Origin of the sequence: Streptomyces griseoflavus (genome assembly GCF_014649995.1) — a bacterium.
Classification (GTDB): Bacteria; Actinomycetota; Actinomycetes; order Streptomycetales; family Streptomycetaceae; genus Streptomyces; species Streptomyces griseoflavus.
This window is the reverse complement of sequence record NZ_BMUC01000007.1, coordinates 93651-107835: the sequence shown is the minus strand read 5'-3', so window position 1 is coordinate 107835 and position 14185 is coordinate 93651. Positions and strand designations below refer to the sequence as shown.

General features: G+C 73.7%; 12 protein-coding genes. 3 read left to right on the top strand and 9 right to left on the bottom strand.

Annotated elements, in window-relative coordinates; translation table 11 throughout:
• Nucleotides 1–256: 256 nt before the first annotated feature.
• The 6 genes from IE172_RS16415 to IE172_RS16390 all read right to left on the bottom strand — a co-directional run bounded on the left by IE172_RS16415 (nucleotide 257) and on the right by IE172_RS16390 (nucleotide 8185).
• Nucleotides 257–2521 (bottom strand): putative bifunctional diguanylate cyclase/phosphodiesterase, encoded by a 2265-nt coding sequence (locus IE172_RS16415; protein ID WP_190097990.1) that lies wholly within the window; start codon nucleotides 2519–2521, stop codon nucleotides 257–259.
• A gap of 259 nt (nucleotides 2522–2780) precedes the next feature.
• Nucleotides 2781–4976, bottom strand: coding sequence for an NAD-dependent DNA ligase LigA (ligA, locus tag IE172_RS16410; RefSeq protein WP_190097989.1), 2196 nt, complete (start codon nucleotides 4974–4976; stop codon nucleotides 2781–2783).
• A 15-nt stretch (nucleotides 4977–4991) separates the two neighbouring features.
• Complete coding sequence (locus tag IE172_RS16405; protein WP_190097988.1) at nucleotides 4992–5999, bottom strand: methionine synthase; 1008 nt, start codon at nucleotides 5997–5999, stop codon at nucleotides 4992–4994.
• A 129-nt stretch (nucleotides 6000–6128) separates the two neighbouring features.
• Complete coding sequence (locus IE172_RS16400; protein WP_190097987.1) at nucleotides 6129–6827, bottom strand: SDR family oxidoreductase; 699 nt, start codon at nucleotides 6825–6827, stop codon at nucleotides 6129–6131.
• 18 nt (nucleotides 6828–6845) lie between these two features.
• Nucleotides 6846–7385 carry an LOG family protein gene (locus tag IE172_RS16395; RefSeq protein WP_190097986.1) on the bottom strand — a complete coding sequence of 180 codons (540 nt, stop codon included), beginning with the start codon at nucleotides 7383–7385 and terminating at the stop codon, nucleotides 6846–6848.
• Nucleotides 7382–8185 carry a class I SAM-dependent methyltransferase gene (locus tag IE172_RS16390; RefSeq protein WP_190097985.1) on the bottom strand — a complete coding sequence of 268 codons (804 nt, stop codon included), beginning with the start codon at nucleotides 8183–8185 and terminating at the stop codon, nucleotides 7382–7384. Before IE172_RS16390 ends, IE172_RS16395 begins: the two co-directional genes overlap by 4 nt.
• 73 nt (nucleotides 8186–8258) lie before the next feature.
• Here IE172_RS16390 and IE172_RS16385 point away from each other — a divergent pair, with 73 nt between their 5' ends.
• Together IE172_RS16385 and IE172_RS16380 are read left to right on the top strand one after the other, a co-directional pair.
• Nucleotides 8259–8582 carry a DUF427 domain-containing protein gene (locus tag IE172_RS16385; RefSeq protein WP_190097984.1) on the top strand — a complete coding sequence of 108 codons (324 nt, stop codon included), beginning with the start codon at nucleotides 8259–8261 and terminating at the stop codon, nucleotides 8580–8582.
• A gap of 101 nt (nucleotides 8583–8683) precedes the next feature.
• The gene (locus IE172_RS16380; RefSeq protein WP_190097983.1) at nucleotides 8684–9463 is read left to right on the top strand and encodes an alpha/beta fold hydrolase; all 780 of its coding nucleotides are present in this window, start codon (nucleotides 8684–8686) and stop codon (nucleotides 9461–9463) included.
• Here the strand turns inward: IE172_RS16380 and IE172_RS16375 are convergent.
• Together IE172_RS16375 and mnmA are read right to left on the bottom strand one after the other, a co-directional pair.
• Nucleotides 9453–10721 (bottom strand): globin domain-containing protein, encoded by a 1269-nt coding sequence (locus IE172_RS16375; protein ID WP_229886123.1) that lies wholly within the window; start codon nucleotides 10719–10721, stop codon nucleotides 9453–9455. The genes IE172_RS16380 and IE172_RS16375 overlap by 11 nt on opposite strands.
• Nucleotides 10722–11008: 287 nt before the next feature.
• Nucleotides 11009–12145 (bottom strand): tRNA 2-thiouridine(34) synthase MnmA, encoded by a 1137-nt coding sequence (gene mnmA / locus IE172_RS16370; protein ID WP_190097982.1) that lies wholly within the window; start codon nucleotides 12143–12145, stop codon nucleotides 11009–11011.
• Between the two features lie 60 nt (nucleotides 12146–12205).
• On the opposite strand from mnmA, the gene IE172_RS16365 reads away from it, so the two are divergent.
• A complete protein-coding gene (locus IE172_RS16365) occupies nucleotides 12206–12898 on the top strand; it encodes an N-acetylmuramoyl-L-alanine amidase (RefSeq protein ID WP_190097981.1) in 693 nt (230 codons plus the stop codon).
• A 91-nt stretch (nucleotides 12899–12989) separates the two neighbouring features.
• On the opposite strand, the gene IE172_RS16360 is transcribed toward IE172_RS16365, so the two are convergent.
• Nucleotides 12990–14159: a cysteine desulfurase family protein gene (locus IE172_RS16360; RefSeq protein ID WP_190097980.1), complete on the bottom strand. Its 1170-nt coding sequence runs from the start codon at nucleotides 14157–14159 to the stop codon at nucleotides 12990–12992.
• Nucleotides 14160–14185 lie beyond the last annotated feature (26 nt).

Sequence of the window (14185 nt, the reverse complement as noted above, 5' to 3'; positions counted from 1 at the left end):
GGGGCCAATCCTATGGGGCGGGGCGCCGTGCCCGGTAAACGGTTTGCCCGCGACCGGTCCCCGGTGTCGTGCGGCGCGGAAAGACCGCCCGCGACGTGACCGTCGTCACCGTCCCGCGTCGGCGGCGGGCGCCACGGCCCCGCGCGTCGCCTCGGGCGGGTGCGGGCGCGCCGGCACCGTGCGCGGCGGCCCGGCGGCGATCAGGACGAGGGCCCTCCGCCGACGCACCGGCCGGCCCTCCCGCGGGCGGGCCGGGTCACTCGTCGGTCGCCGCGGCCGGCAGTGCGGCGGCGGTGCGTACCCAGCCCCGGGAGCCGCGGGCCAGCAGCCAGGCCGTCGTCTCCTCGGGCGGCATCGCCGCGGCGACCAGCCAGCCCTGCACCGCGTCGCAGCGCAGGTCCCGCAGCCGCTCCCAGGTCTCGTCGTCCTCGACGCCCTCCGCCACCACGAGCAGCCCCAGGGAGTGCGCGAGGTCGATGGTGCACCGCACGATCTCCGCGTCCTCGGTGTCGATGGCCAGCCGCGCCACGAACGAACGGTCGATCTTCAGCTCGCTCACCGGCAGCCGCCGCAGGTGCACCAGCGAGGAGTACCCGGTCCCGAAGTCGTCCAGGGACATCTTCACCCCGTGCCCGGTCAGCGCGTTGAGGGTGTCCGCCGCGCGCTGCGGGTCCTCCAGCAGCACGTGCTCGGTGATCTCCAGTTGGAGCGCTCCCGCCGGCACCCCGTGCCGGGCCAGCCGCGCCGCGACGGAACCGGCGAAGCCGGGGGTGTGGACGTCGCGCGGCGAGACGTTGACGGCCACCGGGACGAACAGGCCCTGGGCGCGCCACTCGGCGACCTGCCCGAGCGCCGTCTCCAGTACGTACTCGGTGAGGTGCGGCATCAGCCCGGACGACTCGGCGATCGCTATGAACTCGTCCGGCGGCACCTTGCCCCGCTCCGGATGCACCCACCGCACCAGTGCCTCGAGACCGGAGACCTGTCCGTCGAAGCGCACCTTGGGCTGGTAGTGCAGTTCCACCTCGCGGGCGTCCAGCGCCCGGCGCAGATCGCCCAGCAGCCCCAGCCGGTCGGGGGTGTTGGAGTCGCGCTTGGACTCGTACGCCTCGACGCCCGTGCGGTCCCGCTTGGCCTGGTACATCGCCACGTCCGCCCGCCGCAGCAGCCCTTCCGCGTCGATCGCGTGGTCCGGGAACACGGCGACTCCCGCGCTCGCCTCCAGGACCAGGGTGAGGCCGTCGAGGTCGAGCGGGGAGCTGAGGGCGGCGACGAGACCGCGGGCGACGCGGGTCGCGGACGTGGTGGAGTCGGCGACGGGCAGTAAGACGGCGAACTCGTCACCGCCGAGCCGCGCGGCCTCCGCCCCGCGCGGCAGCGCGGCTCTCAGCCGGTCGGCGATCTGCAACAGCAGCCGGTCACCGGCGAGATGCCCGAGCGTGTCGTTGACCGACCGGAACCGGTCCAGGTCGATCAGCATGAGCGCGGACCGCACGCCGATCCGCTCCGCGTCGTCCAGCGCGGTCCAGATGCGTTCCTGCAGCCACTGCCGGTTGGGCAGCCCGGTGAGCGGATCGCGCAGTTGCTCCTCGGCCCGCGCGCGGGCGATCCACAGGGTGGAGTCGAGGGCGATCAGCGGGATGGAGAAGAGCGGCAGCAGCACCGGCTTGGCGTCGGCGACGACACACACCAGGGGCGCTATGCCGAGCAGGGCGACCGCGACCAGCCCCTGCCGGACCAGGGCGCTGCGGGCCACGGTCGGCAGCCCCGCGCGGGGGGTGTTGAGATACCACAACAGCCCGCGGGTGACCGTGAGATAGACCGCGGCGAGGAGCACCACCCCGGGGGCGGTGTACGGGGTCCAGGTGTCGGGGGTCGACGGCGACTCGACGGACGGCACACAGCCGAACGCGGCCAGCACCAGGGCGCCCGCGCCGATGCCGAGCAGGTCCACCGAGCCCTGCAGCACGCCCTGCCGCCAGCGGCCCCGCCGGGCGACACCGACCAGCACGACGACGGTGAGGCTGACCAGTACGGCCGCGATCCAGCCGTACAGCATGAGCACGGCGAGGGTGAGGGCGGCGCCGGAGCCGGTGCCGCCCCACCAGCGGGAGCGGCCCAGCATCACCAGATGCCCGACGATGATCCCGGTCAGCACGGCCAGGGACCAGCCGACGGTCCCGGACGGGAAGAGCGCGTGTCCGCCGGTGAAGGCCCGCAGGAAGCCGGCGCCGAGCACGAAGCCGGCCGCCGCGACGACCGCGGTGGGCAACGCGGGCCAGGACGGGTGCCGTTCGGCGTCCGCCTCGGACAGTGACGCCGACAGTGACGCGGACAGCCGGGGTCCGTGCCCGGCGGCCGGCGGTACGGCGCCGCGCCCGTCCGCGAGGCCGTCGCCGGTGCGTGCCCGTGCGCCCGGCGGCCCCGCGGGCCGCCCGTCCCCACGGCCGCGCCGCCACGCGACCGCCATGCGGCGCAGGCGCAGCCGTGAGCCCGTGGCGGCGCTCTCGGTCGGTTCCATTCCCGTCCCTCTCACAGCCGGCGGTGCCCGCGCCACGCGGCCCGATGCCCGACAACCCTCAGCGGCTCCGCGGTGGAAAGCCCTTCCCCTGGCCCTTCGCGGGCGCGGGGTCGCCCCGACCGCAGCTGGGCACGGCGGGCGCACCTCTCAACAGTAGGCCGCGGACGGCTTCCACGGGCACCGGTCGCCGACGGTTGCCCGAATGCGCCCCAGCCACCCGTATGCATCTGGTATGCGCCGATCGGGTGGCCTTCAACCGCTACTCCTCGGCCGAAAGGGCGACGTCGGCCGCGGCCTTCGGTCCCTGCTCGAGAAGGACGGTGAAACCCTCTTCGTTCAGGACCGGCACCTTGAGCTGCATCGCCTTGTCATACTTTGACCCGGGATTGTCGCCGACCACGACGAACGACGTCTTCTTGGACACCGATCCGGTCACTTTCGCCCCTTGATTCTGCAGCGCCTCTTTCGCGCCATCCCGGGTGAAGTCCTCCAGCGTCCCGGTCACGACGACGGTGAGCCCTTGCAGCGGACGCGGCCCCTCGTCCTCGCCGGCCCGCTCCTCCTCCATGCGGACGCCGGCCGCTTTCCACTTGCGGATGATCTCCCGGTGCCAGTCCTCGGCGAACCACTGCTTGAGGGAGGCGGCGATGGTCGGGCCGACCCCCTCGGTGCCCGCCAGTTCCTCCTCGGTGGCCTGCTCGATGCGGTCGACGGACCGGAACTCGCGGGCCAGCGCCTCCGCGGCGACCGGACCGACATGACGGATCGACAGGCTGGTCAGCACGCGGGCCAGCGGGCGCTCCTTGGCCGCCGCGATGTTCGCCAGCATCGCGACCGCGTTCTTCCGGGGCTCGCCCTCCTGGTTGGCGAAGACGGTGGCGATCTTCTCCTCGCCGGTCTTCGGGTCCCGCTTGGGCAGCCCGCTGTCCTGGTCGAGGACGTACGCCTTGATGGGCAGCAGCTGCTCGACGGTGAGGTCGAAGAGGTCGCTCTCGTCCTTCAGCGGCGGGTCCTCGGGCTCCAGCGGCCTGGTCAGCGCCGCCGCGGCGACATAGCCGAAGTGCTCGATGTCCAGCGCCTTGCGCCCGGCCAGGTAGAACAGCCGCTCCCGCAACTGGGCGGGGCAGCCCCGCGCGTTGGGGCAGCGCAGGTCGATGTCGCCCTCTTTCATCGGCCTGAGCGGCGTACCGCACTCCGGGCACTCGGCCGGCATCACGAACTCCCGCTCGCTGCCGTCGCGCAGGTCGGCGACCGGGCCGAGGATCTCGGGGATGACGTCACCGGCCTTGCGGAGCACCACGGTGTCGCCGATGAGGACGCCCTTCGCCTTGACGACCTCCTGGTTGTGCAGCGTGGCGAACTCGACCTCGGACCCGGCGACCGTCACCGGCTCGACCTGCGCGTACGGGGTGACCCTGCCGGTGCGGCCCACGCCCACGCGGATGTCGACCAGCTTGGTGTTGACCTCCTCGGGCGCGTACTTGTAGGCGATGGCCCAGCGGGGGGCGCGCGAGGTGGTACCGAGGCGGCCCTGGAGCGGGATCTCGTCGAGCTTGACGACGACACCGTCGATCTCGTGGGCCACGGAGTGCCGGTTCTCGCCGTAGTGGGCGATGAACTCCCGTACGCCGGCGAGGTCGTCGACGACCCTGTTGTGCTCGGAGGTGGGCAGGCCCCAGGTCTTGAGCAGGTCGTAGCCCTGGGAGAGGCGGGTCATGCCCTGGTAGCCCTCCAGGACGCCGATGCCGTGGACCACCATGTGCAGCGGGCGGGTGGCGGTGACCCTCGGGTCCTTCTGCCGCAGTGAACCGGCCGCCGCGTTGCGCGGGTTGGCGAAGGGCTTGTCACCGGCCGCGACCAGCCGGGCGTTGAGCTCCTGGAACTTCTCCATCGGGAAGAAGACCTCGCCGCGGATCTCCACCAGGTCCGGCACCTCGTCGCCGGTGAGCCGGTCCGGGATCTCGGCGATGGTGCGGACGTTGGGTGTGATGTCCTCGCCGGTGCGGCCGTCGCCGCGGGTCGCCGCGCGGACGAGCCGGCCCCGCTCGTAGGTGAGGTTGACGGCGAGACCGTCGACCTTCAGCTCGCACAGGAAGTGGAACTTCTGCTCGCCCAGCTCCTTGTGGATGCGCTCGGCCCAGGCGGCGAGGTCGTCGTCGTTGAACGTGTTGTCGAGGGACAGCATGCGCGAGACGTGCCGCACGGAGGTGAACTCCGTCTCGTAGGCTCCCGCGACCTTCTGGGTCGGCGAGTCCGGGGTGCGCAGCTCCGGATGCCGCTCCTCCAGCGCCTCCAGCTCGCGCAGCAGCGAGTCGAAGTCGGCGTCGCTGATGACGGGGGCGTCGTTCACGTAGTACCGGAAGCGGTGCTCCTCGATCTGCTCGGCGAGCCGGGCGTGCTGCTCCCGCGCCTCGGCGGGCACGCTCGTCGTCTCCGCTTGCTTGTCGCCGGCCACCGTTGTGTCCTCCCGTTACTCTGGGTTGTCCGCGAGGGATCTCGCCGCCCGGACGCAGTGTGCGTAGGCCGAGCGCGCGTACGCGGGAGAAGCCCCCGCGAGTCCGCACGCCGGAGTGAGGGTGACCGCCTCCGGGAGGAGTCCCGGCCGCAGCCCCAGCCTGCGCCAGAGCGTCCTGACACCCATGACGCTACCGCCCGGGTCGGACAGTGGGCCGTCCGTGCCCGGGACGACACCGGCGAACAGCCGCATCCCGCCCTCCACCGCTTCCCCGATCGCCTCGTCGTCACGCTCGGTGAGGAGGGAGAAGTCGAAGGAGACCGCCGCCGCGCCGGCCCGGCGCAGCAGGGCGAAGGGGACGTCCGCTCCGCACGAGTGGACCACGACGGGCCCGCCGTCGTGAACCCCGACGACGTCGCGCAGCGTCGCCTCGACGATCTGCCGGTCCACCGCGCGGTGGGTGCGGTAGCCGCTCGCGGTGCGCACCTGACCGCGCAGGACGGCGGTGAGGGAGGGCTCGTCGAGCTGGAGCACGGGGCGGGCGCCGGGGATGCGCCGCCGCAGCTCGGCGAGGTGGAGACGGAGCCCTTCGGTGAGGGAGGCGGCGAGGTCGCGGCAGGCGCCGGGGTCGGAGAGGGCGGACTCGCCGTTCCTGAGCTCCAGGGCGGCGGCGAGGGTCCAGGGGCCGACGGCCTGGACCTTGAGCGGGCCCTGGTAGTCCTGGGTGAACTCCTCCAGCGCGTCGAGGTCCTCACCGAGCCAGGAGCGGGCGCGCCTGGTGTCGCGGCCGGGGTGGTCGCCGATGCGCCAGCCGCTGGGTTCGACCCGGGCGTACAGCTCCACGAGCAGGCCGGCGGTGCGGCCGATCATGTCGGCGCCGGGGCCGCGGGCGGGGAGCTCGGGGAGGTGGGGGAAGTCCTCGAAGCTGCCGGTGACCGTCCTGGCGGCTTCCCGGGCGTCGCCGCCCGGCAGGGAGCCGACGCCGGTGGCGGGGCCGAAGAGGGGCTGGCTGTTTTCGCTCACGCGAGAAGCGTACGGTCGGCCTCGCGGCAGGGGGTTTTCGCCCCCCGCCGCCCCTCCCCCTCCCGTCCCGGGGCCGCGCCCCCGGACCCCCTTACCGGCCCCGCCCTCGAACGCCGGACGGGCCGCTCGTCAGCGCCCGGGCCGTACGGTGAGGTCGTTGATCTCGGCGTCCCTCGGAAGGTCCAGGGCCGTCAGGATCGTCGTGGCGACGGACTCGGGGTCGATCCACTTGCCGGGGTCGTAGTCCTTGCCCTCCTGCTGGTGGACCTTGGCCTGCATGGGGCTCGCCGTGCGGCCGGGATAGACGGAGGTGACCCGTACCCCGTTGCCGTGCTCCTCGTGGCGCAGCGAGTCGGCGAGGGCCTTCAGGCCGTGCTTGGAGGCCGCGTACGCGGACCAGTCGGCGTGGGCGTTCAGGCCGGCGCCGGAGTTGACGAAGAGCACGTGGCCGCGGCTGGCGCGGAGCTGGGGCAGGAGGTGCCGGGTCAGTTCGGCGGGCGCCAGGAGGTTGACGTTGAGCTGGTGGCGCCAGGTCTTCGGGGTCAGCTCGCCGACCGGGCCGAGGTCGACCACGCCGGCGACGTGGAGGAGGGAGTCCACCCGGTCGGGGAGCGACTGGTGGGAGAAGGCCCAGCTCAGCCGGTCGGGGTCGGCGAGGTCGCCGACGAGGGTGCGGGCACCGGGGAACTCGGCCGCCAGTTCCTTCGCCCGGCCCGCGTCCCGCGCGTGCAGCACGAGGTCGTCGCCGCGCGCGTGCAGACGGCGGGCGACGGCCGCGCCGATGCCGGAGCCCGCTCCGGTGATCACATGTGTAGCCATGTCCGCCATGCTCGCATCACCGGACGCTCACTCCACGCCCAGGCTCTCCTCCAGGTAGGCCAGCGCGCCCACCGGCTCCTCGGCGAAGAACACCAGGTCGGTGAGCGGGCGGGGCAGGAAGCCCTCGTCCTCCATGCGGCGGAACTGCTCCTTGAGCCCGTCGTAGAACCCCGCGGTGTTCAGCAGCACCACCGGCTTCTCGGTGTGCCCGTGCTTCTTCAGTTCCAGGATCTCGGTCGCCTCGTCGAGGGTGCCGGTGCCGCCGACCATGACGACGACGGCGTCGGCCTTCTCCAGCAGCAGCCGCTTGCGCTCGGCGAGGTCCCCCGCGATCACCATCTCGTCGACGCCGTCGCGTGCCTTCGCCGCGAGGAATTCCACGGAGACGCCGCACAGCCGGCCGCCCGCCTCCTGCACCCCGTCGGCGACGACCTTCATCAGCCCGGTGTCGGAGCCGCCCCAGACCAGGGTGTGCCCGCCCTTGCCGAGCAGCCGTGCGAAGTCCCGCGCGGGTCCGGTGTAGCGGTCGTCGAGGTCGGCGGCGGAGAGAAAGACGCAGATGTTCACGGACCCACGGTACGGGTCCGGTCGGACATCGCGGTCAGCCGCATCTTCGACTGCCGGTGCGGCAGCTCCTCCCAGTCGTCCATGAACCGCGCCGCCAGGCCGTACCCGGCGGCGAGCTCCGCCAGCGTCCCGGTCCGGTAGTAGAAGTCCTCGTGCAGCACCTGGTGCTCCTCGCCCTCGGTGCGGTCGAAGGTGAAGTCGAAGAACCCGCCGGGCGCCAGCACCCGGCCGACGTGCGCGAAGCACTCCTCGACGACGTGCCGGGGCGAGTGCGAGAAGACGCTGTGCGCGTGCACGACGTCGAAGTGGCCCTCGGGCAGGAAGGCGAGGGTGAGGTCGTCGGCGAGGGTCAGGTGGGGCAGCTTGGCCTGGAGTCCGTCGCGTACGAGGGTGTCCTGGGCGGCGAGCAGGATGTGCGGCGAGATGTCGATGCCGTAGTAGTGGCCGGGGTCCAGGTGGTCGATGAACAGGCGCCCCGCGCGGAGGTTGCCGCAGCCGATGTCCAGCATCCGGTGGTGGGGCCGCAGGCCGTGCCGGACCAGGTAGTCGAACTGCATCCGGCCGATGCGCGCCCACTGGTCGCGGGAGGGGTTGTGGCCGACGGCCGCCTCGGCGCTGCGGGCGGCGTCGGAGGCCATGACCGCGCGGTAGTAGGCGACGTGGTCGCGGTGGAGCAGCCGCAGCCAGGTGTCCCGCAGGGCGCGCCGCGCGTGGGCGGGGACGCGGCGGGGGTGGCCCAGGGCGTACCGGGCGCGGTGGGCGAGAGTTCCCCGGTTCCTGTCGGTGTTCTGGGCTCCCATGGGACCTCCTCGGGAAGAACTCCGCTCCAGCGTGCGCTGTCATCAGCGAGTCGGCTACTCGTGAGGAGCGATCATGACCAAGGGCCACCGCATCACCGTCGAGCCCAGTGACCGGCGGGTGCGTGTCGTGCGCGACGGGCAGGTGCTGGCGGAGAGCGACCGGGCGCTGGTGCTGCACGAGACGGGCTGTCCCGCCCGCTACTACATCCCGCCGGAGGACGTCCGGCTCGGTCTGCTGACGCCGTCCGCGACGCACACGCACTGCCCGTTCAAGGGCACCGCCTCGTACTGGTCCCTGCCGGACGCGGCGGACCTGGTCTGGGCGTACCCGGAGCCGAAGGCGGCCGTCGCGGAGATCAGGGACCACCTGTGCTTCTACGACGTGGAAGTCGGCTGACGGCGCCGATCGCGTGGAGGGTCGCGTAGAAGGGTTGTGATCGGCGGACGCGCCGCCCGCCTCCCCGACGAACTTCGCACCGTGCGGCAGTCTGTCGAGACATGGACAAGAACATCACTTCGCGCGACGGCACCTCCCTGGCGTACGAGAGTGCCGGCCGGGGCTCCGCGATCGTCCTCGTCAGCGGTGCGATGTCGACGGGGGCCACGGTGGCGCCGCTGGCGGCTCCTCTGTCGGAGCGGTTCCGGGTGGTCGTGTACGACCGCAGGGGCCGGGGCGCGAGCGGTGACACGGCGCCGTACGCGGTGGAGCGCGAGGTCGAGGACCTGGCGGCGCTGATCGAGGCGGTGGGCGGCGAGGCGGCGCTGTACGGCGTGTCCTCGGGGGGCGCGCTGGCGCTCAGGGCGGCGGCGAGCGGACTCCCGGTGCGCCATGTCGCCGTGTACGAGACGCCGTTCGCGACGTCGGCGGAGGACCTGGACGAACGCGCCCGGTACACCGGGGAGTTGACTGCGGCGCTCGCGGAGGGGCGGCGCGGGGACGCGGTGGAGCTCTTCCTGCGGCTGACCGGGCTGGGCGAGGCGGTCATCCGGGGTGCCCGGCAGTCCCCGATGTGGGCCGCGATGGAGTCGATGGCGGCGAGCCTGGCGTACGACGACGCCGTGATGGGCGACGGGAGCGTGCCGCGCGAGCTGCTGGCGGGGATCGGGGTGCCGGTGCTGTCGATCGCGGGGGACGCGAGCCCGGCGTGGATGCGTGAGGCCGCGCGGGCGATCGCGGAGGCGGTCCCCCGGGGCACGTACCGCGCCCTGGGGGGACAGACCCACATGGTGGAACCGGATGTCCTGGCTCCGGTGCTGGCGGACTTCTTCAGGGGGTGAGCACGGCCAGGGGGCGGTCGGGGACCGGGTCGTGCCGGACGCGGTCGGCGGGCAGCCCGAGTGCGGCGAGGTGCCGGGTCACCGCGGTGACCATGGCGGGCGGGCCGCTGACGTAGGTGACGTGCCCGGTGAAGTCGCCGTGCCGGGCGACCGCCGCGCCGACGGACCCGGGCTCGCACGGGCCGGAGCCGTCCTCGGTCACCCGGACCACCCGCAGCCAGGGGCAGCGGTTCTCCAGCCGGGCGAGCGCCGGCTCGTCGTACAGGTCGCCGGCGGTACGGGCGCCGAGGAACAGGTGCGCCGAGCGGCCCGGGACGCGGCGCGCGGCCAGGTCCTCCAGCAGCGCCCTCGCCGTGGCCCAGCCGGTGCCGCCGGCCACGATCAGCACGTCCCGCACGGGGTCGTCCCCCAGGGTGGTGGTGCCCTGGGCCGGGCCCAGCAGCAGGGTGTCGCCGACGCCGGTGCCGGTCACCAGGGCGTCGCTCACACCGCCGGAGCCGGTGCGCCGGATGTGGAACTCCAGTTCGCCGTCGGTCCCGGGCAGGCCGGCCGGGGTGTACGGGCGCCAGGTGTGCGGGAGCAGCGGGCTCTGCAGCCTGACGTACTGGCCGGGCAGGCAGGGGTACGGCTCGGACGGGCGGAGGCGGAGAACGGCGAGGTCGGGGCGGCGGCGCTGGTGGGACGTCACCGTGCCGCTCCAGTAGGCCGGTTCGCCGAGCGCGTCGTTCGCGCCCCGCACCATGGCCGCGGCGGCGAACCGCACCATGCGCAGCCACGCGCCCGTGACGTCGTCCCCGAGCCGTCCGCCGGCCTGCCGCTGGAGCGCCTCCAGGAGCGCCTCCTCGAACACCTCGTAGTGCACCGGGAGCACACCGAGTTTGCGGTGGTCGCGGCCGAGGCGGGTGAAGGAGGCGGTCACCTCGTCGGGGCGGTCCAGGCTCTCGATCAGGTACCGGAAGGCCCGCTCCAGGTGGGCCATCTGGAACTCCATCGAGGCGGGGAACAGCTGCCGCAGGTACGGGTGCCGCTCGAACATGACGTCGTAGAGGTGCTCGATGAGCGCGCTGAAGGGCGTGACCCGGGCGATGTCGCGGACGATCGCCTCCGCGTCCGCGGGCCCGGCGGGCAGGGCCGGGAGGCCGGCCGCCGCGGTGGCCGGGGAGGCGTGGGGTGCCACGTGCCCGGCGGGGGCGCGCAGCCGGTCACGCAGACGCATGGCCTCCTGCCGGGCGAGGAGGCTGTGGTAGTCGGTGGTCACGCGTCCACCCGCCGCGCGCTCCGGGCGAGGGACACCGGGAAGGCGGCTCGCGCCGGGCGGACGGCTGGGGCGGGGACGGCTGTGCGGGGCATCGCGGCGTTTCCTGTCGGCTCTGTGGCAGGGGTGCGCGCGCTCCGGCCGGTGCACGGCGGCCGTGCGGAGACCGGAGGGCGCATCCGCAGCACATCACGGCGGGCGGCGGGCGGGGCGCCGCCGGAGGTCCCCCGGACCGGGGCCGGACGTCCCTGTTCCGGAGGGCCGTCCGGCCCCACGGATGCCGGACCCCGTCAGACGGCCGAGGTGGTCCGCGCCGCCCGCACCGTGGACGCGATGGTCGCCGAGCCGACCACGCGGGTGCCGTCGTACAGCACGATCGCCTGGCCGGGGGCGACGCCCCTGACGGGCTCGGTGAACGTCACGTCGAGGGTGCCGTCGACGAGTTCCGCCGTCACCTCGGTCTCGCCGCCGTGGGCGCGCAGCTGGGCGGTGTAGGTGCCGGGGCCGGTGGGGGCGGCGCCGCACCAGCGGGGCTTGACCGCGGTCAGGGCGGTGACGTCGAGGGCCGCCGCGGGGCCGACCGTGACGGTGTTGGTCACCGGGGAGATGTCGAGGACGTAGCGGGGCTTGCCGTCGGGGGCGGGGGTGCCGATGCGCAGGCCCTTGCGCTGGCCGATGGTGAAGCCGTACGCGCCCTCGTGGCTGCCGACCTTGGCGCCGGACTCGTCGACGATGTCGCCCTCGGCCTTCCCCAGGCGGCCCGCGAGGAAGCCCTGGGTGTCGCCGTCGGCGATGAAGCAGATGTCGTGCGAGTCGGGCTTCTTGGCGACGGCGAGTCCGCGCCGCTCGGCCTCCGCGCGGATCTCCTCCTTGGTGGTGACGGTGTCACCGAGGGGGAACAGGGCGTGGGCGAGCTGGCGGTCGTCGAGCACACCGAGGACGTAGCTCTGGTCCTTGGCCATGTCGGAGGCGCGGTGCAGCTCGCGCGTGCCGTCCTCGCGCTGGATCACCTGGGCGTAGTGGCCGGTGCACACGGCGTCGAAGCCGAGCGCGAGCGCCTTGTCCAGCAGCGCCGCGAACTTGATCTTCTCGTTGCAGCGCAGGCACGGGTTCGGGGTGCGGCCGGCCTCGTACTCGGCGACGAAGTCCTCGACGACGTCCTCGCGGAAGCGGTCGGCGAGGTCCCACACGTAGAACGGGATGCCGATGACGTCGGCGGCGCGGCGGGCGTCGCGCGAGTCCTCGATGGTGCAACAGCCCCGTGCGCCGGTACGGAACGACTGCGGGTTCGCGGAGAGCGCGAGGTGGACTCCGGTGACGTCGTGACCCGCTTCGGCGGCGCGGGCGGCGGCGACGGCGGAGTCGACTCCGCCGGACATGGCGGCCAGGACGCGGAGGGGGCGGGAGCGCTGCGGGATGTCAGTCATAGCCCTTCAAGGGTACGGGGGCGCGGGAACCAGGGCGGCCGGGTATCCGTTCACGCTCACATGGGGGATCACAAGGCATCCGCGGACACGGACCGGCGCATCGGCCGGCGGGCCCTGATCGTGGGCGGGGTCGCGGCCGCGGCGGGCACGGCGGTGCTGGCCCGTGACGAGCTGGCGCGGCTGTGGTGGCGCGTGCCCGGCGTGGAGAAGCCGCGCGAGCCGGGCGCGGTCGACTTCGCGGGTGCCCGCTGGGTGGCGGCCTCGGACGCGAACTGGCGGCGGGCGGACCGGCCGGACGACTTCGGCATCGACATGGTGATCGTCCATGTCACCCAGGGCAGCTTCGACAGCGCGGTGCGGGCGTTCCAGGACCCGGGCCACAAGGCGGCGACGCACTACATCGTCGGCCAGGACGGCCGGGTCACGCAGATGATCCGCGAGCTGGACGTGGCGTACCACGCGGGCAACCGCGACTACAACGAGCGCAGCATCGGCATCGAGCACGAGGGCTTCGTGGACCGGCCCGGGGACCTCACGGACGAGATGTACGAGGCGTCGGCGCGTCTGACGGCCCGCATATGCGCCCGCTACGACATCCCCGTGGACCGGGAGCACATCATCGGCCACATCGAGGTGCCCGGCACCGACCACACCGACCCGGGGCCGCACTGGGACTGGAACCGCTACCTCAAGCTCGTCCGCGCGGCCCGCACGACGACGCCGACGGAACCGGACACCAAGGCACTGCCCTAGGGACGAAGGGGCGCGGGGACGGCGCGAAGGGAGCCTGGGGGCGCAGCCCCCGGGGTCGGGAAGGGAAGAGGCGGAGGGGGCGGCACACCCCCTACACCAGCCCCGCCGCCCGGGCCCTCTCCACCGCCGGACCGATGGCCTTCGCCAGCGCCTCGACGTCCGCCTCCGTCGAGCTGTGCCCCAGGGAGAAGCGCAGCGTCCCGCGGGCGAGATCGGGGTCCACCCCGGTGGCCAGCAGGACGTGGCTGGGCTGGGCCACCCCGGCCGTGCACGCGGAACCGGTCGAGCACTCGATGCCCTGGGCGTCGAGCAGCAGCAGCAGCGAATCGCCCTCGCACCCGGGGAAGGTGAAGTGGGCGTTGGCCGGCAGGCGGCCGTCCGGCGCGGGGTCACCGCCGAGGACGGCGTCGGGGACGGCCTCGCGGACCGCGGCGACCAGGTCGTCCCGCAGCCGCCCGACGTCGCGGGCGAACCACTCCCGCTGTTCGGCGGCGAGCCGTCCGGCGACCGCGAAGGAGGCGACGGCGGGGACGTCGAGGGTGCCGGAGCGGACATGGCGCTCCTGACCGCCTCCGTGCAGGACCGGCACGGGGGTGTGCTCACGGCCCAGGACCAGCGCGCCGATGCCGTACGGGCCGCCGATCTTGTGGCCGGAGACGGTCATCGCGGCGAGCCCGGAGGCGGCGAAGTCGACGGGGACCTGGCCGAAGGCCTGGACCGCGTCGGAGTGCAGTGGCACCCCGAACTCGGCTGCCGCCTCGGCGAGTTCGCGGACCGGCAGGACGGTCCCGATCTCGTTGTTGGCCCACATGACCGTGGCGAGGGCGACGTCGTCGGGGTTGCGGGCGATGGCCCGGCGCAGGGCGTCCGGGTGGACCCGGCCGTGGGAGTCGACCGGCAGGTACTCGACGGTGGCGCCCTCGTGCTCGCCGAGCCAGTGGACGGCGTCGAGGACGGCGTGGTGTTCGACGGGGCTGGCCAGGACCCTGGTGCGGGCCGGGTCGGCGTCGCGGCGGGACCAGTAGAGGCCCTTCACGGCGAGGTTGTCGGCCTCCGTGCCGCCGGAGGTGAAGACGATCTCGCTGGGGCGGGCCCCGAGGGCCTCGGCGAGGGTCTCGCGGGCCTCCTCGACGGTGCGCCGGGCACGGCGCCCGGCCGCGTGGAGGGAGGAGGCGTTGCCGGTGACGCCCAGGTGCGCGGCGAGTGCCTCGACTGCCTCGGGAAGCATCGGGGTGGTCGCGGCGTGGTCGAGGTAAGCCATGGTGGGGCCGATTCTACGGGGCCGCG